This window comes from Acinetobacter sp. MD2 (assembly GCF_035615575.1).
In the GTDB taxonomy this organism is placed as follows: Bacteria; Pseudomonadota; Gammaproteobacteria; order Pseudomonadales; family Moraxellaceae; genus Acinetobacter.
This window is the reverse complement of record NZ_VTDK01000005.1, coordinates 134,756-153,089: the sequence shown is the minus strand read 5'-3', so window position 1 is coordinate 153,089 and position 18,334 is coordinate 134,756. Positions and strand designations below refer to the sequence as shown.

Here is an 18,334-nt window from a genome sequence, read left to right as displayed (position 1 = left end):
GTTGGATGCTCATCTACATAAGTGGCTTAGGTCACGCCAAATCAACGTTAAAATTAATTTTCGGAAACTGAAAACCACTCACCTGTAAATCGACATGCTGCCACAGCTCAGATAAAGGAATTTTGACATCGACAGCAAGCGGTAACTTTTTACGATTCCACTGCATATTGGTTAACGTGTTTCCCCATGCAATCAAATCGACATCTAAAGAAATTTGATGCGACGGACGCAACCGCCCAGACAATGTCTCAAGCCATTTCAAGCGTGACTCTACTTCAGAGCTGCTTAAATTAGTTATCAGCAAACATGCTGCATTCCAATAGTCATCTCCCACATCATCCCGACATGGAATTTGATAAACATTTGAAAAATTCACCTTTCCCCACGACCCAATTTGCTGATACGCCAGTGAAAAATGCTGTTGTTGACTTAAATTACTCGCCAGTGCGAGAGCAAAAATCGTGTCGTTGGCGCTCAAGGCGAATTCCTACCGAATGGGCTTCTGCAATAATTGCAGGTTTACGAATGGTTAAACGAATACGAGAAATACCATCAAAAGTCTGAAATAATTTTTCTAAAACTAAATGTGCGGCATGTTCAATCAACTTAGGCTGTGCCGTTTGAATAACTTCGGCACATAGCTCACAAATTTGGGCATAATTTACAGTGTCTACAAGTTCATCCGACAAAGCCGCAGCTTGTAAACGATGCTCTACCACAAGGTCGAGCAATAATGGCTGTAAAATTTTCCGCTCCCAAGCAAAACACCCCACCACGGTTTCTACTTTTAGACCTTCAATTAAGATCGCATCTGGCATAACATCAGCGTGTGTCATCTTGACCCACCTTGCTCTGCTGCTTGAATCATGCTTAGACGTTGGTCGGCATAAATGTCGGTATACGGTGCTAAAACACGCATAAACCGATCAAAATACAACATTTGTTTAAACAACAAGGCAAAGTCTCGTGGAAAGTGAATACCATGACGCTCACCCACTGCCACCATATCGAGCATAATGTCATTTAAATCGGCAGGATTACTGGCCAAAATTTGTTGTGGGTCGGCTAAGACTACACCACCAAACAAACGTTCAATATCCGCCGCTAAAACCGCAATATCTACCTTATGTGAGGTCATGCCCATTTTCAGCATATTTTCAGCCATTGCAGTATATTCGGTACGTTGTAAGGCATCCATAAATGCAATACAGGCACTCCACACTTGTGGCTGTAATTGTCCCACAATTCCAAAATCAATAAATCCAACACGACCATCTTCAAGCAACATTAAATTACCTGCATGTAAGTCGGCATGAAAGCTTTTACACATCATTAAACTACCAAACCATGTGTTCATGGCGGTAATTAGCACTTGTGACGGGTCTTTACTGAATTGCTTAACCAAATCAAAATTGGTCAGTGGTACGCCATATAAGCGCTGCATCGTCAGCACACGACGAGTGGAGTATTGATGATAAACTTTAGGCGCAGTGGCAGCATGGTTTTGCGTGGTATTTAAGTAGTCGACAAAGTCATCTAAATTTTGCGCTTCTTCAATAAAATCGACTTCACGCACCATGCGGGTTTTAATTTCATCGACAATATCTGCTAAAGATGCAAACCGAACTTTCGGCACTGCTTTTTCTAACACTTTGGTCGCAAAGTGAAGAACATTTAAGTCGGTATATAAAATGGTTTCAACACCTGGTTTTTGCACCTTAATGACGACATCTTCGCCACTCACCAAACGCGCCGCATGCACTTGAGCAATCGATGCCGATGCCAACGGCGTTTCATCAATAAATGCAAAAATATCTGCTAAATTTTTACCTGCAAATTCAGTGTGCAAAACCTCTTGAATATAACTAAAAGGCAATTTCGGGGTTTGGTCTAAACACCCTTGAAATTCTTCAACAAATTCACGTGGAAAAAGTGAAGGGGTACTGGCAATAAACTGCCCCAATTTAATGTAGGTTGAACCTAAAGACTCAAAAGTTTCACGCAATAATTTGGCATGACTGGGTTTTTCGGTGGCATATTTAATTCCTGCCTTGGCAGCAACCACCGCAGTTTCACCCATACGGGCAACCGAACGCAAACCATCTCGTAACATCTTTCTTTTCATCGCAAAGTACATGCCCTGTCAATCTACCTCTAAGTGTAACAAAAGGATTGCGCTCTGCCTATCGTGCACGGCAATGCGGGCAGTTTGGGTCTTGTGCAAAACTTAAAATACGTTGTTGCATAGTTAAACCATTCCAAAGCAATAACTTTTGTTTTAATGGTATTCGGTTTAAACCTAAATACAGCAGTGCATGATGGGCTTGTAAACTGGCCATAATATTGGGCGTCGTCGCAAGCACACCTGAATTGGCACAGCGCAATTGCTCATCTTCTTGGTCAATTTTCGGAAACAAACAGCAATAACAAGCGCTGTCAGGCATCACCATAAACAATTGCCCTTCAAAACCAATCGCCGAAGCACTTAACAATGGCACATCAAACTTGCAGCACACTGCATTCACCAAATAACGGGTGCTAAATTGGTCGCATCCATCCAACACTAAATCTTGCGATTGAATCCAATGCTTGGCATTGTGTTCGTCTAAGCGTTGATTCACATATTCAATTTCAATATGCGGATTAATTTCACGCAACTGTTTGGCTAAAGTTTGGGCCTTGAATTGACCAAGATCATGCTGATTAAACCCTGCTTGACGTTGTAAATTACTCATCTCAATTTGGTCAGCATCCATAATGGTGATTTTACCCACCCCTGCCCGCGCCAAAAGCTCAGCACATAAGCAACCAATCCCACCAGCACCAACCATTAACACATTAGAAAGCTTGAGCTTTTCTTGTGCGTCCAAATCCCATTCAGGCAATAAAATTTGACGGCTATACAACAACATTTCATCTTCACTAAGCTGTCCATAAGCCATGTCTTCATGCGATAACGACACACCGCTCTCCCTTTAATTTTCAGTTGCTCAGTTTAGCCTTTTTTATGTAAAAATTAAGCTAAAATCAAGATATTTTAGTGCGATCACCATTAAACATAGATCATACATATCTCTTAAAAAATCAGCTTATTTTTATCATTCCTCAAGCTACCACTCAGTGGTTTTCTTATTGAATATTTTTGTAAATCTTGCAATAAAGTTCTATTTCTTGACTAGCGCCTGAAGATAAATTGCGTATGATCAAATAATATTGTTTTCAAATAGATGAGCCTTGCATCGCAATGAAAATTTTCTATTGTCAAAATTGTCAGCATCGCGTGTTCTTTCAAAATACGGTTTGTGAAAACTGTTCGAGCGTGCTTGGCTTTCAGCTCAATCGTAATACTATGGGCACATTCGCCAAAATTGATGCTTTAACATGGCGCAGTTTAGACTTAGAAGATCAGAGCCTTTACTACAAACCTTGTCATAATTATCACACTTATCAAGCGTGTAATTGGGTCATTCCTGCTCAGCAAAGCAACCCTTATTGTGAGTCTTGCCAACTCACGCATACGATTCCCGACCTATCTGAACCCCAACATTTAAACTATTGGCGCCATATTGAAACCGCAAAACGACGTTTTTTATATTTAACCAAGCAGCTCGATATTTTTCCACGTCCAAAACAAAACCCCGAAGACCATTTAGGGCTGCAATTTAACTTTTTAATGCCTTACCCCGACCAACCTGTACTTACAGGCCATGCAGGTGGTGTTATTACCTTAAATGCTAGCGAAGCCGATGTGGTGATTCGGGTAAAAACCCGCATGCATATGGAGGAGAATTATCGTACCTTATTGGGACATTTTCGCCACGAAAGCGGACATTATTATTTCGATTTAATGCAGCACTATTGCCCTGATTGGCTCGATGAATTTCGGCATTATTTTGGTGATGAACGCACCGACTATGGCGAAGCATTGGCCGTATATTATGAAAATGGGCCGCAAAAAAATTGGACTGACTTTTATGTCAGCCGTTATGCCTGTGCACACCCTTGGGAAGACTGGGCAGAAACTTGGGCACATTATTTACACATGGCAGATACACTAGACACAGCCTATCACTCAGGTTTAAGCCTAGAAGGGAAATTACCAACCGACCCACAAATTTACTTTACCGAAGCACCTTTATTGGCACGGGATTTTGAACTGGTGATTAACAATTGGTTTGCACTGACTTATATTTTAAATGCGTTGAATCGCAGTATGGGACTAGACGATGCTTATCCGTTCGTATTATCAAATCCAGTGTTAGATAAACTGCGCTTTATTCATCGTGGCTTACAATACATCCATGCCAATATTTTACCTCAGCTTGAAACAAAATAAGCGTAAAACGAAATCATTTTACGCTTATTACTACAGATAAAAAATTAGGCGTTACTTTCATCGGCAGAATAATACTGTACCCCAATTTTAATCCGATCTCGCCCTTGGCTACGACGGAAACGGTTGGTATCACGTAGTGAATACACACAGCCACAATATTCTTGCTGATAAAATTCTTCACGTTTACTAATTTCAATCATCCGATGTGCGCCGCCATTTTTGCGCCAGTTATAATCCCAATATTGAATATCAGGATAATGTGATGCCGCACGAACACCACAATCATTAATTTGCTGCATATTCTTCCAACGCGAAATACCCAATGAACTGCTAATCACTTTAAAGCCATGTTCATGTGCATACAGTGCCGTACGCTCAAAACGCATATCAAAACACATGGTGCAACGAATGCCTTTTTCAGGTTCATCCTCCATACCTTTAGCACGGGCAAACCAATTATCGGTGTCGTAATCACAATCAATAAATTCAATATTATGCTTTTCGGCAAAACGAATATTTTCTTCTTTACGAATTAAATATTCTTTTACAGGATGAATATTGGGATTATAAAAGAAAATAGAGAAGTTAATTTCAGAATCAATCAATGCTTCCATGACCTCACCTGAACATGGTGCACAGCATGAATGTAATAATAATTTATCGGCCTGCTCAGGCAGCTCTAACTTTACTCTTTGCATAAAAATTCTCGATCTCACAAACGGGCAGCATTGTCACCATGCTTATTGATGCACTATTATGACACGATTTAATAAAATCCGATTTGGTGTTGTTTTGATTTCAAGCACCCATGCAATAATTACTGCTCTTTAGAGCAGCGGACTCATCATCCGTTGATCTACAAAATGATACCCAATAAAAAGCCCACTCAATGAGTGGGCTCTTTTAAGCTTTTACAGCAAAAACTTAGCGTGCTTTAACAACGCTGATGTTGCTTGCTTGTAAGCCTTTCTTACCGTTTACAACGGTAAATTCTACGCGTTGACCTTCGATAAGTGTTTTGAAACCGTCAGTTGCGATTTCGCTAAAATGTGCAAAAATGTCTTCGCCAGCGTCAGTGCTGATAAAACCAAAACCTTTAGTTTCGTTGAACCATTTTACAGTACCAAGAGTTGTGTTGCTCATTTTTAAATCCTCATAAATTGAACTTATAAAAAATATACGATGAACCTGATAAATCTTTTACAAACGAAGGATTAAAAATTAAAACTACGAAGCAAGGTGACTTTACTGAAACATGAATATTTTTCTAGTTAGGGCTTACTATACAGGGTTATACGCCTTTTACAACCTCTTTTCTTGATTAATTTCGTCTATGTAGATCTAATTTTTTTCTATTGCTGTTTTTCGCTACAATTCGACTTTTTCACCCGACAAAATTCAATCTAAGTATTTGAAATATAAAAACTCACATAATAAGCCAAAAAAAAGCCCACAATTTTTCGTTATGGGCTTTTATGATTTCAGTTTTAAATTATGAAACCTCGCAATTTAGTTAAATGCTTAACATACTATTTAAAGTTTCCGTCACATTCTTCGATTTCACCAGTGGTTGTAATGCCATTAATGCATTTTGCACCTGACCACGTTGTGGCTCTGCCAAAGTGTACCAACGTGACAACACTTGCAGTAAGCGCGAACCTAAAATTGGATTTTTCTGATCTAAATATGCTGCCAAACCAATATAATGCTCAACACCAAAACCCCATGTATTCACAGGATTATTACTTAACCCACCACTGACCGAACGGATTCGGTTCGGTGTGCCTAAGTCATAATCAGCATGTTCAGTTAAGGCTTGAATACTCGCTTTGCTTGCATTTGGATTAGCAGCTTGCACCATAAACCATTGATCTAATGACAATGCTTCATCTTTATAACGATCATAAAAATCTTGCAATGCCTGAGGTGCTTGTGGTGCATCATTCCAAACCAAAACACGTAGTGCACCTAAGCGTTCAGTCATGTTTTGCGTGGTTTGATACTGTTGATACGCCAGCTCAAAGGCTTGATCATTGCCCTGACGTGCCAACATTGCAAGCGTGATATTTTTTAAGGCACGCTCGCCCATCGCTTGGGAAAACTCTGTTTGTAAGCTTGGGTCTAACGATAAATACGTGTTTTTCCAAAAATCGCCCAATGCTTTTGCAAGCGTATTTAATACCGCATTACGTTTTTGTTGAATGATTTCAGGTTGATAATTTTGATCAATCCGACTACCTAAATAACCCTCGGTTGGCACATCAAATAAACGTGAAGCCAAGAGTGGATCTGGTTTAACCAAAGCAGGCAGCGTATTTTTAAGCGCTTGAATGTATGGATCAACTGCATGATCTTGCAGTAATACCCGCTCAAGCAAAGTTTGCGCAGCTTGCCATTGGTTAAAGCCATTGGTCTCGTGTTGAATTAAAAATGCAAGCTCATCATCACTATAGTCAAACTCTAAATTGACAGGTGCAGAAAAATTACGCAGCAAAGACACGACTGGCTGTTCCGTTACATCTGTAAATTCAATGCTTGCGGTGTCTTGATCAAACAAATACACCCCATCTTTCACACCATTTACAAATAATGATGCTGAATTGAGTGTGAGTTGCTCACCTGTTTTGGCATCAAATAACGCCAATGCCACAGGAATAGGAACTGCTTTTAAATTTGGATATTTAGGATGTGCTTTTAAACTTTGCGTCAATTGCAAACGGTAACTTTGCTTTTGCGCATCGTATTCTGCGGTAACTTGAAGTTTTGGTGTACCTGGTTGGTTATACCACGTTAAAAAGTTAGATAAATCTACGCCTGAACCAACCGATAACGCATCGACCCAATCTTCTACCGTGACCGCTTGACCATCATAACGATTAAAATATTCATCCGTTCCTTGGCGGAATTTTTCTTTGCCAAGCAAGGTTGCCATCATACGGTTAATTTCCGCACCTTTTTCGTACACCGTTGCGGTATAGAAATTATTGATTTCCACAAAATGGTCAGGACGTGGTGGATGTGACAATGGGCCTGCATCTTCGGGAAATTGATGGGCTTTTAATACTGCAACATCATCAATCCGTTGCACCGCAGCCGACTGTAAATCTTCTGAGAAAGATTGGTCACGGAAAACCGTTAAGCCTTCTTTTAAGCACAATTGGAACCAATCGCGGCAAGTAATACGGTTACCCGTCCAGTTATGGAAATATTCGTGCGCAATTACCGATTGCACACGCATAATTGCAGCATCGGTGGTGTATTCTTCATCTGCCAAAACACATGAAGTATTAAAGATATTTAAACCTTTATTTTCCATTGCGCCCATATTGAACTGGCTCACAGCCACAATCATGTAATTGTCTAAGTCGTATGGACGCCCATAATGCTCTTCATCCCAACGCATTGAATGCTTTAAGGCATGCATGGCAATATGACATTTTGGAATATCTTTTTCAATCGCATAAATTTCGAGTGCGACTTCTCGCCCTTCCGAGGTGGTGTAATGGTCTTTGAGTACAGCCAAATCACCAATCACACAAGCAAACAAATAGGCTGGTTTTTTGGTTGGATCTTGCCAAATCGCAAAATGGCGTTTCTCATCCACCTCACCTTTTTCAAGCAAGTTACCATTAGCTAAAAGCACAGGATATTTTTTATCGGCCTCTACGCGTGTGGTAAATACCGACAAAACATCGGGACGATCTGGATAAAAGGTAATTTTTCGAAAACCTTCAGGCTCATTTTGAGTAACAAATAAATCACCTGCTTGATACAAACCCTCAAGCTGCGTATTGCTTTCAGGATGAATAATCACTTGAGTTTTTAACAGGACTTGATCGGGTGCATCAATAATTTGTAATTGTTCACTATCAAGTTGATATTGATCGGCAGTTAAATCTTGTCCATTTAAATTAATGTTTTTTAGCTCTAAATCACGCCCCAACAACACCAAGTTACCCGCAGTTTGACGCTGCATCACTAAGGTGGAATCTACCAAGGTATAATCATCATAGACTTGAATATCCAAATGAATAGATTCGACTAAAAATGCAGGTTTTTGATAATCTTTTAAATAAACAGTGTCGTTGCTTTCAACCACTGGATTCGCAGCAATATTCATAACTCATCCTATTCTTTGGCGTATCATTTAAGTTTTATCATACGCCTTGTTTTTAAAGCGCGTTGTTGATGTTCAATATATTTGGGCAAAAAAAGCTTTTTTCAATTCAAAAGCAACCATTACCCAATTAATTGTTGCTTTAAAAGGCAACTTTTATACCAACTGGTTTTGAGCAAAATACAAAATGTAATGGCTCATAGAAAATGACAATACACGGCTTTTTTAAACGCTTCGCTGTATAATCAGCACTTGTCCTTTTTTCGGCGCAACCCACGTGATTCAAATTCTGCAAAAACAACTCGATGCTAGTACACTCTGCCCGTTGTGCCGCGCAGCAATGTTCTGGGTGGATGCTGAATTTGCAGATCAAGACTTATCTTTTCATCAATGCAGCCATTGCGAACATCGACTTTTTCAAGATGATCGTCACAGTTGCCACTGCGATGCGTGTCAAAAACAACGTAAAAAAATGATCAAAGCCACACGCCAACAAGAACGTCGTGAGCACCAAACCAAAAAAGAACTCGAAATTCAGTCACTCAACAAATTATCGTTATTGCATAAATTATTTTTATTGGCACTGTTAGATGATATTGCCCGTGAAGATGTACAACATGATGAATATATCCACTGGGATAAGCTCAAATTTTCACCTATTTCACCAAACTATCAGTTTCAACAGCAATTGCTGAAACAACTGATTTATGAACAAATATTAATAGCAACAGAAGTGGTCGAAAATCCAACCACTTTTTATTTAAATGTGCGCTTAGATGGTTATGCCGAACCAAGTTTATTTAGTGTTGCCCAACGGCTTCGCCATTGGTTTTATGAAGATTTACGCCAAGGCATTCCCTTTCAACACAGCGATGAAGTGAAAGAAACGCTGTATCAAATGCTGTACCAAGAAATTATTCAATTTACCCAAGCTGTCTGCCAAAGCTGGAAAGTACAATTTTCAAGCCATGCCAGTTTCGCACAGCTGTGTTATCGACTTTTAGACAGCCTTGCGGTCGAGCAAATTTTTTCGATGATTCACACCGCACTATCCTATTTACAGCAAAATAATGCACTTGAAGCCCGTAATGATGGTTTTATTAACACCCATCGACTAAAAAAAACCTTAATTCAATATCGTGAACGTGCAATTGCAGAAAAATGGGAAACAAGTAATTTCCCTCGCCCTGAGCACTTAAGCTTAAGCCGCATGAGTGAAATTTTATATATCAAGTTCTTAAACTATGATCAGCGCATTTTCAGTCAGCCGATTCAGCATTTATGGCGTAAAATTGAACCAAGGCTCAGCTTTTATTCTGACAAACGCTGTATGCACTGTGGTTCAAATCAGTTGGATGTGGAGTATGATGCCGGCAGTTACGTGTCATTAACCTGCCAAAAATGCCAACATCAAGATCATTACTTCACCCAATAAAACACCTATAAATTTTAAAAATCAACCTAAAAAGTTCAAATCGATTAACTCAATTTGAACTTTTTATTTGCTCTAATTCTTCCGCCTAATAGAGACAGAAAAATGAAGATTACATCTGTACCTCAGCTTTTGCGTAATTAGCAACAGGCATTTCTAATAATTCAGCACAAAGTTGTAAATTTAAAGTATAAGCTTCATAACCTTTAAAATTTTTAAGTGCCGTGAGTAAGGTCTGACTCAACAATGCACGCTCTTCATTGGTTCGCCCTTCTAAAATAAACAAACGACTATGAATATACGCTTGCGACTCATCGTTATCACCAATTACAAATACGTCACTTTTATGAATCCGTGATTTAATATCTGCTGCTTTGAACAAACCTGTCGTAATCAGTGCTTGGTTTAAATGTTTTAACAGCTTTTCCTGCGCTAAGTTATGAATATTCCGAGAATAATCTACAATCAGGTGTGGCATAACTTTTCCTTATTTTACTGAATAAATAGCAGTGCTAAACGGACTTGATCATAGCCCATTTTGGGCTGAGTTGCTTCGACAATTGGTCGTAATTTAATAGAGCCATCGTCATTAAAATGTTCAGCACGTTTGGTTTTTTGTAAACGCTTATAAATTTTGCGTACTTGTTCCACCACTTCATCGCCCGGATGAGCCACCGAAATATCTAAGCCTTGTTCACGATGCAAACGCCCCAAATGATTAATAATGGTTGCAGACGTTAAAGCACGCTCTACTGCAATATCTTGTATTTCATACCCATTTTCAAACAGTTCTTTGGTTTCATCTAAAGTCGCCGCACTATAACTCGCTTTACTACCCGCTTTGGTTAATTTTTTTTCGTTACGTGCAATTTCAGTTTCACTTAATGTGCCACCACAATGACGAATAAAAGTTTTATGCTGCGCGCTTAAATCTGCTTCGGCAAAATGTGTTTCTGCTTCATTGGACAATTCTTGAAAACGCCGATCGGCTTTAATGGCAAGACTGTCAAGTTCGAGCGCTTGATCATTAAAACCCAATACCCTCAGTCCTGTAAGCGACTTTAAGCGTGACAATGCCACATAACCCTGACCTTTTTCAAAGGTATTCGACAAGTTAATTTCGGCCGCTTCCAAAGTCATGCCTTGGCTTTTATGAATGGTAATTGCCCAAGCCAAACGCAATGGAATTTGCTGAAAACTGGCAATTATTTTACCGGCTTCGTTTTCCACCGACCACGTTTCAGGCTCAACCACCAACGTTGAACCATCATTAAGTTTTACTTTAGGCAAAATTCCGTGGGTTTCATCTTCTTCAAAACCGATAATTTCGCCCAAACTGCCATTGATATAGCCCATATCAAAGTTGTTTTTCACAAACATCACTTTGGCATGTTTTTTAAGACTTAAATCTTCAGGCGCGCGCACCGATGATTTTAAGGTTTCAATCAGCTTTTCATTGCCATCCACCACCGCAGAAAATTGATGACTATCACCAGAAATGGCCTTTAAATGTTTAAAATTCAGACTATCAACATCTAAGTTATGCGTATATAAACGGGTAAAAGTTTCACCAATATCGTGCTGTTTCGAGGTATTTAACGCTTTTAAATGCTCTGGTTGCAAATTTTGTGCGCGAATGGCATTTAAAATTTGGTTTAGAATTTCATCGTCTTGACGATGTTGCTCGGTTAAATAACAAACTCGAAACTTTGCTTCAACCCATGCTTGCGACATAAAACAAAATTTTTCCCGATTGGTTTCGCCATTTCGCCCAACCGGCGGCAACTGAAAAAAGTCACCTGCAACAATCACTTGAATGCCGCCAAAAGCCTCATCACTTTCTTTAAAATATTTTAAAACCTGATTGACTAAATTCAGTTGCTTGGCATGTAACATTGAAATTTCATCAATAATGAGCACTTGGGCATTTTCTAAATGTTCTTTTAAATATTTGCGCTCTTTCATGCGCTTTAAGTCATCGTCGCTTAAGCTATCTTTAATGCCAATGCCCGCCCAAGTATGAATGGTCATACCATTCATATGGGTTGCGGCAATGCCTGTAGATGCAGTAATTGCAACGTTAACCTTTCGTGCTTTAAGATATTGAATATATTGATTTAAAGTATAGGTTTTTCCCGCGCCTGCCGAACCCGTTAAAAATACATTTTCACCCGCTTTTAACAAATTTAATGCAGTGGCTTGCTTCATAACTTCAATCGATACCTAACTTAATTGCTATAGCTTAACGATTTTTAACGCAGAAATAAAATTGAGCTTGCAGTTTTTAACTTTTGCTCGATGATCTGCTCAGTTTGCATCGACGGATAGCCAATCTTTTGGTTTAAATGCCTTTATATTTCGCCAAAACTTGATGTGCAGGATGTGCCGATGGCAATAAATCAATTAAACATTCCACCGCATCAATTGCATCAGGCATATGCGAAATATGCTTAAACAAAATATCAGTATCTTTGGCTTTAAAAATGGCATCACTTAAACGTGATTCTAAACAATCCCGCCATGCACATAAAAATGGACTTTCCGTTTTTGCAAGAAATGTTCCTGTATATAACTTTAATGCAGCTTCCAAATAACCAGCATCTAAGGCTTGCTCAACCTGCAAAAAGTCAGCTTCCACTTGTGCCAATAACCGATACGGACGTGATCCTAATAAGCCACCTAAAATATCACGCAATTGTGACATTTCGGCTTTCAGTGTGCCTAAACTGACTTTACGTTCGCCATATAAAGCTTGATGCAAATTATCTAAATTCATGCCTTGTGGGCAAAGTGCTAGAATTGCTAAAATTTCAAACTGTCGTGGTGTCAACACCAGCACTTTGCCATTTAAGCGCACTTGAAAGACAGAAAAACCCTGTAAATATAAATGTTGCTGATGTTGTTCTAATAATGCCGTTTGAATAATCGACGCACAGCGTTCAACAGCCAACACACCCAAACTATTATGATTTTCCCATGTAGTAGATAAATCGACCACGCCCAATACTTGTTTTGAAAATGGATCGATAATCGGGGTGGCATAACAGACCCAATCATGTACCGACTCCATATAATGCTCATTTGAAAAAACACAACACGATTCTTGGGTTTTTAAAGACAATGCCAAGGCATTGGTTCCCACCGCATCTTCACTCCATTTTCCACCCGAAACAAAATGTACTTTTTCTGCAACATTCAACATTTTATTACTTGCAGCCGTCCACATAATGGTACTGCCAATATCACCAATGGCCAGCACCATCGAAGATTGCTCAGCCACATGTTTCAGTTCACGCTCACAAGCATGCAAGGCACTGCTTAAAGTCGTATTGCCATTAAATTTGACTTTTTCAGCCAATGGCGCAGCCGTTCGCTCTTTAGGAATACAGGCTAAAACACTGCGCTGCCACGAACTTAAAATACTTTGTCCAATGCGCTGGGCATGTTGCGGCGACGACATAATGTTTTGTCTGAGCTGATCAATAAGGCCTTTATGTTTTCGCAAATCTCGCTTACTCAACATTGTTACTTTCCTTAACTTTTTGTTCGGAAAAATCCAACCTTTTTCCAACCTATTTATGCTTATGATTCTAAATATAGTGTACGACGTTCAGAGTACCGAATTCTCCACAAAAATAAATCAATTTGTGGAATGAATATTATTACAGCAAAGGAATTTTTATATGCGTTACATCGATCCTAACCAACCTGGTTCAAAAGTTCAATTTAAATCTCAATATGAAAATTTTATTGGTGGACAATGGGTCGCTCCTGTTAAAGGTCAATATTTTGACAATATTTCTCCTGTAGATGGTCAAGTGTTTACCCGTGTCCCTCGCTCCACCGTTGAAGATATTGATCTGGCATTAGATGCGGCACACAAAGCCAAAACCGAATGGAATAAATCATCTCCAACCACACGTTCCAATTTATTACTTAAAATTGCAGATCGTTTAGAAGCCAATCTTGAATTATTGGCTGTTGCCGAAACATGGGAAAATGGTAAGCCGGTTCGCGAAACCTTAGCCGCAGATATTCCATTGGCCATTGACCATTTCCGTTATTTTGCAGGCTGTATTCGTGCCCAAGAAGGCGGAATCTCTGAAATTGATGAAGATACTATCGCCTACCACTTTCACGAACCACTGGGTGTCGTCGGGCAGATTATTCCATGGAACTTCCCTATTTTAATGGCGGCATGGAAACTTGCACCAGCACTCGCAGCAGGTAACTGTATCGTGCTTAAACCAGCAGAACAAACCCCTGCCAGTATTTTAGTGTTGGTTGAACTGATTCAAGATTTATTGCCGGCGGGTATTTTAAATATTGTGAATGGCTTTGGTGCAGAAGTGGGTCGCCCGCTAGCAACGAGCCCACGCATTGCAAAAATTGCATTCACAGGCTCAACCCAAGTGGGCCAACTTATTATGCAATATGCAACCGAAAACATTATTCCCGTTACCTTAGAACTTGGTGGTAAATCACCAAACATTTTCTTTGAAGATGTTATGGATAAAGAAGATGACTATTTAGACAAAGCCCTAGAAGGTTTTGCCATGTTTGCCTTAAACCAAGGTGAAGTATGTACCTGTCCTTCTCGTGCGTTAGTACAAGAAAGCATTGCAGATAAATTCCTTGAAAAAGCCATTGAACGTGTCAAACGCATTAAAACAGGTCATCCCTTAGATACCGACACCATGATTGGCGCGCAAGCTTCACAAGAACAGCAAGACAAAATTTTAGGCTGTATTAATACTGGTCGTAATGAAGGTGCACAGCTTCTAACGGGTGGTGCGGCACGTCACGAAATTGGCGAAGGTTTTTATATTGAGCCGACCATTTTTAAAGGCAACAACAGCATGAAGATTTTCCAAGAAGAAATCTTTGGCCCTGTGCTTTCGGTCACAACCTTTAAAGACTTTGATGAAGCGATTAAAATTGCCAATGACACCATTTATGGTTTAGGTGCTGGGGTTTGGTCACGTTCAGCACATACCTCATACCGTGCTGGTCGTGCAATTGAAGCAGGTCGTGTATGGACCAACTGCTATCACATGTATCCTGCACATGCAGCCTTTGGCGGTTATAAAAAATCGGGCATTGGCCGTGAAAACCACAAAATGATGCTTGATCATTATCAACAAACCAAAAATTTATTGGTCAGCTATGCAACCAAACCAATGGGCTTCTTCTAAGTTTTAGCCACTCGTTTTAAGTTTTCCAGATGCAGTTGACGCAAGTGAGCTGCATTTTTTTCATCCACAAAAAAAAGCTGCAAGAAAAATCTTACAGCTTTTGATTTATAGCAATGGTTATAATTAGAATTGATAACCCGCTGCTACGTAATATCCCCAACCATTATTGGTTAGCATATCGCCCCAAGATGTTGTTGCGCCATCTTTCCATTGCCCACCGTTATGGAAATAACGTGCAGCAGTAAATAGACGTAAATGTTTCATGTTATAAGAGAATACATGTGTTGAAACAAATGCTTCATTGGTACGATAACCACCTTCAGTTTTATCGCCTAACTTCGAACCAAAGTCATAGTTACTAAAGGTAAAGTAATTTAAGCTCGCGCCATTTTCAAAAGTGTGTAACGGATAGAAGAACTGAACTTGTAAACGACCGCCATCATTTGAGGTATACGCATTCGCTGCACCGTAGTTTTCCCACTGCTGTTTTGCGTAGAGGTTAACATTCATACCTAACTTGGTATGCGTGTCAATTGACGTACCCACACCGTAATACAAGGTATTTTGACGTGAATCTGTGGTTGTACCAGCGTCAACAATCCAATCTGCTGCCAAGAACCAATCTTTAAATGGCCCAACAGACAAATCTTTACCTGTTAAACGATTCATTGATAACTTTGGTTCATGTTCCATAAATAATTTTGAACTGTCTTTATCCCAAACACCTTTAATATTACGGTTACCACCGAAATATTTTGGTGCATCAAAATAACCATATAAATCTACAGGGCCTTTTTGACCGAAATATTCAAGTTCTAAATAACCATTTTCGGCAGGATGTGGGCCAAACATGACATTGTTGCTATAAATTCCCCAAAGGGTTGAGTTTACAAAATCACCTGCATTTGCAGCTTGCGTACCACATACTGTGAGTGCTGCAAGCACTGCGCAGCTTAGCGTCTTCATTAAACCCATAACCATTGCTCCTATGCATTTGGTTTATTTACACGTATTCAAAACAGATATGTACATCAACTCATACATAGCGTTTAAAAAGCATTCTGTAAAAGCAAGTTATATGCCACTGTTACATTTTTAATCAAAAATTAAAACAACAACACACATATTTTGGTCAACTTGAATATTTCAGATTCAGAAAAAACAAAATTATATGAGCTGAATATTTTTCAAACCAAATATTATATATTATTAACCATAAAATACAACAACTTACTTTTACCATCAAAATACTTATTAATAAATTATTGAATTTTTTATCTTTTTGTAAAAATCCATCATTACTCATACATTCAAATACACTTAACACTTGCAGCAAGCTTAAATAGTATGAATAATGGCAATTCTTTTTAAGCTTTAAAATTGGCATACGAATTGCTTAAGCTTTAAAGTTTTGTGAAGTTGGATTTTTTGAATGAAAAAGCGATTTACAGCCTTCTTTCTTGCCCTCCTTGTTAACAGTGCTGTTTTCGCAGCAGATCGAATTGATCACTTACCACGAATTGCGATCATTTGTGCCTTCCAACCTGAAATTCCAGAGCTCCGTGCAGCATTAAAAAATGCCAAAACGCACACCATTAATCGCACACAATTTATTACAGGAAAACTTGGCGATAAGAATGTAGTGCTGTTTTTATCAGGCATATCCATGGTCAATGCTTCAATGACCACTCAAATAGCACTTGATCACTTTAACATCAAAAATATTGTATTCTCAGGCATTGCAGGTGGGGTCAATCCTGCTTTAAATATTGGTGATGTGACTGTGCCCGAACAATGGGGACAATATTTAGAATCTATTATGGCTCGTGAAGTCAATGGTACATTCAAAGCACCGAGCTTTCTTCAAACGCCATATCCAAATTTTGGCATGATTTTCCCGCAAAATGTACAAATTGCCAATGGCGTGCAAGCCCCTGAAGAAAAGCTATGGTTTAAAGTCGACCCAAAAATGTTGTCACAAGCCAAACAAATTTTATCGCAGACTAAGATTGAGCAATGTACACCAGATCAACACTGTTTAAGTCATGCACCCAAAGTTGTGTTTGGTGGCAACGGCGTTTCAGGTCAGTCTTTTATGGACAATACCGCATTACGTCAGTATGTGTTTAAAACCTTCAATGCCAATGTTGTAGATATGGAGTCAGCAGCTGTCGCACATGTCGCCTATACCAACAATACCCCTTTTATTGTCTTCCGTGCACTTTCAGACCTTGCAGGCGGTGGTGCAGGTGAAAATGAAGAAGGAACATTTATGGCACTTGCTGCAAAAAATTCAGCGAAATTGGTTATTCAATACGTTCAAAACTTTCAGTAACACTCGCATTACAAGGAAACTCATATGAAATTACGTCAATCTGCACTTACTGCCATGGGGCTTTTATTCGCAGGTCATTTATATGCGCAAGCGCCTGTGGTCATTCAAGGTGCTTTAGATATCGAAACTGACCATATGGTGAGCAAACTGAGCAACGTAAAAACCAAAACTTATGGTGGATGGCAATTTTGGGAAGGCAAATACAAAGGTCAACCGATTGTCATTTCGCGTACCCGTATGGGCATGACCGATGCTGCTGCCGCAACTACATTGGCAATTGAACATTATCATCCTGCTGCAATTATTAACCAAGGCACCGCAGGTGGTCACGACCCTGAATTAAAAGTGTTTGATATTGTACTCGGCAAACAATCTGAAAATATTGGGGCATTTATTACCCCTAAAAAAGCCTTAGGTGAAGGCTCGAACGCACTGACTTGGAACAAACCATTTAATGTATTGCCTAACGATAATTCAGATGCCGAAGCAACACGTCATTTAACTTTTGCAGGCGATGACAAACTCATTGCAGCAGCAAATAGCATCAAAAACACCTATACTCAAGGCCGTGTGGTTGAAGGTGTCATTGGTTCTGCAGACACTTGGAATAACGAATTAGACCGTATTAAACTCTTTCACGACACCTACAAGACCTCTGTAGAAGAAATGGAAACAGCTTCGGCTGCTCAAGTCGCATCACTTTATAAAGTGCCATTTTTAGGGATTCGTGTGTTATCAAATAATGCCACCAACAATGGTGCATATAATCCAAATACGGGTAAAGCATGCCAAGATTATGCTTTAGACGTAGCAACAACATATTTAGCAACACAAAAGAAATAACCATACAAAATCAAGGATGAGTCACTCGACCTCATCCTTGTTTCAATTGATGCAACTTACTAAAAATCATCAAATT

General features: G+C 39.4%; 16 protein-coding genes. 5 read left to right on the top strand and 11 right to left on the bottom strand.

What is annotated here, in order from left to right; genetic code table 11:
* Positions 1-31 precede the first annotated feature (31 nt).
* From FXN70_RS08850 to FXN70_RS08835, 4 genes are read right to left on the bottom strand one after another with little or no spacing between them, the layout of a single operon-like run.
* Entirely contained in the window at positions 32-478 is a 447-nt protein-coding gene (locus FXN70_RS08850) for a 2-amino-4-hydroxy-6-hydroxymethyldihydropteridine diphosphokinase (protein ID WP_324647102.1), read from the bottom strand.
* Positions 435-836, bottom strand: coding sequence for a dihydroneopterin aldolase (gene folB / locus FXN70_RS08845; protein ID WP_324647101.1), 402 nt, complete (start codon positions 834-836; stop codon positions 435-437). Before folB ends, FXN70_RS08850 begins: the two co-directional genes overlap by 44 nt.
* Positions 833-2,125, bottom strand: coding sequence for an ABC1 kinase family protein (locus FXN70_RS08840; protein WP_324647100.1), 1,293 nt, complete (start codon positions 2,123-2,125; stop codon positions 833-835). The genes folB and FXN70_RS08840 overlap by 4 nt, the downstream gene beginning before the upstream one ends.
* Before the next feature lie 58 nt (positions 2,126-2,183).
* Positions 2,184-2,942 carry a HesA/MoeB/ThiF family protein gene (locus FXN70_RS08835; protein ID WP_324647192.1) on the bottom strand — a complete coding sequence of 253 codons (759 nt, stop codon included), beginning with the start codon at positions 2,940-2,942 and terminating at the stop codon, positions 2,184-2,186.
* 302 nt (positions 2,943-3,244) lie between these two features.
* Between FXN70_RS08835 and FXN70_RS08830 the strand changes: the two genes are divergently transcribed.
* Entirely contained in the window at positions 3,245-4,336 is a 1,092-nt protein-coding gene (locus FXN70_RS08830; RefSeq protein ID WP_324647099.1) for a zinc-binding metallopeptidase family protein, read from the top strand.
* A 44-nt stretch (positions 4,337-4,380) separates the two neighbouring features.
* On the opposite strand, the gene FXN70_RS08825 is transcribed toward FXN70_RS08830, so the two are convergent.
* The 3 genes from FXN70_RS08825 to pepN form a co-directional block, all read right to left on the bottom strand.
* Positions 4,381-5,040: an epoxyqueuosine reductase QueH gene (locus FXN70_RS08825; RefSeq protein WP_324647191.1), complete on the bottom strand. Its 660-nt coding sequence runs from the start codon at positions 5,038-5,040 to the stop codon at positions 4,381-4,383.
* Between the two features lie 220 nt (positions 5,041-5,260).
* Positions 5,261-5,479, bottom strand: a complete 219-nt coding sequence (locus FXN70_RS08820; RefSeq protein ID WP_324647098.1) for a cold-shock protein — start codon at positions 5,477-5,479, stop codon at positions 5,261-5,263.
* Positions 5,480-5,849: 370 nt separating this feature from the next.
* Positions 5,850-8,456 carry an aminopeptidase N gene (gene pepN, locus FXN70_RS08815; RefSeq protein ID WP_324647097.1) on the bottom strand — a complete coding sequence of 869 codons (2,607 nt, stop codon included), beginning with the start codon at positions 8,454-8,456 and terminating at the stop codon, positions 5,850-5,852.
* A 274-nt stretch (positions 8,457-8,730) separates the two neighbouring features.
* Between pepN and FXN70_RS08810 the strand changes: the two genes are divergently transcribed.
* The gene (locus FXN70_RS08810; protein ID WP_324647096.1) at positions 8,731-9,888 is read left to right on the top strand and encodes a hypothetical protein; all 1,158 of its coding nucleotides are present in this window, start codon (positions 8,731-8,733) and stop codon (positions 9,886-9,888) included.
* 109 nt (positions 9,889-9,997) lie between these two features.
* On the opposite strand, the gene FXN70_RS08805 is transcribed toward FXN70_RS08810, so the two are convergent.
* The 3 genes from FXN70_RS08805 to FXN70_RS08795 form a co-directional block, all read right to left on the bottom strand.
* Positions 9,998-10,363 carry a 5-carboxymethyl-2-hydroxymuconate Delta-isomerase gene (locus FXN70_RS08805; protein WP_324647095.1) on the bottom strand — a complete coding sequence of 122 codons (366 nt, stop codon included), beginning with the start codon at positions 10,361-10,363 and terminating at the stop codon, positions 9,998-10,000.
* Positions 10,364-10,377: 14 nt separating this feature from the next.
* On the bottom strand, positions 10,378-12,093 hold the full coding sequence (locus FXN70_RS08800) for an AAA family ATPase (protein WP_324647094.1): 1,716 nt from the start codon (positions 12,091-12,093) through the stop codon (positions 10,378-10,380).
* A 133-nt stretch (positions 12,094-12,226) separates the two neighbouring features.
* Positions 12,227-13,408 carry a transcriptional regulator gene (locus FXN70_RS08795; protein WP_324647093.1) on the bottom strand — a complete coding sequence of 394 codons (1,182 nt, stop codon included), beginning with the start codon at positions 13,406-13,408 and terminating at the stop codon, positions 12,227-12,229.
* A 160-nt stretch (positions 13,409-13,568) separates the two neighbouring features.
* Between FXN70_RS08795 and FXN70_RS08790 the strand changes: the two genes are divergently transcribed.
* Positions 13,569-15,080, top strand: coding sequence for an aldehyde dehydrogenase family protein (locus FXN70_RS08790; RefSeq protein ID WP_324647092.1), 1,512 nt, complete (start codon positions 13,569-13,571; stop codon positions 15,078-15,080).
* Between the two features lie 123 nt (positions 15,081-15,203).
* Here the strand turns inward: FXN70_RS08790 and tsx are convergent, their stop codons facing one another.
* A complete protein-coding gene (gene tsx / locus FXN70_RS08785; protein WP_324647091.1) occupies positions 15,204-16,055 on the bottom strand; it encodes a nucleoside-specific channel-forming protein Tsx in 852 nt (283 codons plus the stop codon).
* A 457-nt stretch (positions 16,056-16,512) separates the two neighbouring features.
* Between tsx and FXN70_RS08780 the strand changes: the two genes are divergently transcribed.
* Positions 16,513-17,415, top strand: coding sequence for a 5'-methylthioadenosine/S-adenosylhomocysteine nucleosidase (locus FXN70_RS08780; RefSeq protein ID WP_324647090.1), 903 nt, complete (start codon positions 16,513-16,515; stop codon positions 17,413-17,415).
* Positions 17,416-17,469: 54 nt separating this feature from the next.
* Positions 17,470-18,258, top strand: a complete 789-nt coding sequence (locus tag FXN70_RS08775; protein ID WP_324647190.1) for a 5'-methylthioadenosine/S-adenosylhomocysteine nucleosidase — start codon at positions 17,470-17,472, stop codon at positions 18,256-18,258.
* Positions 18,259-18,334: the final 76 nt, after the last annotated feature.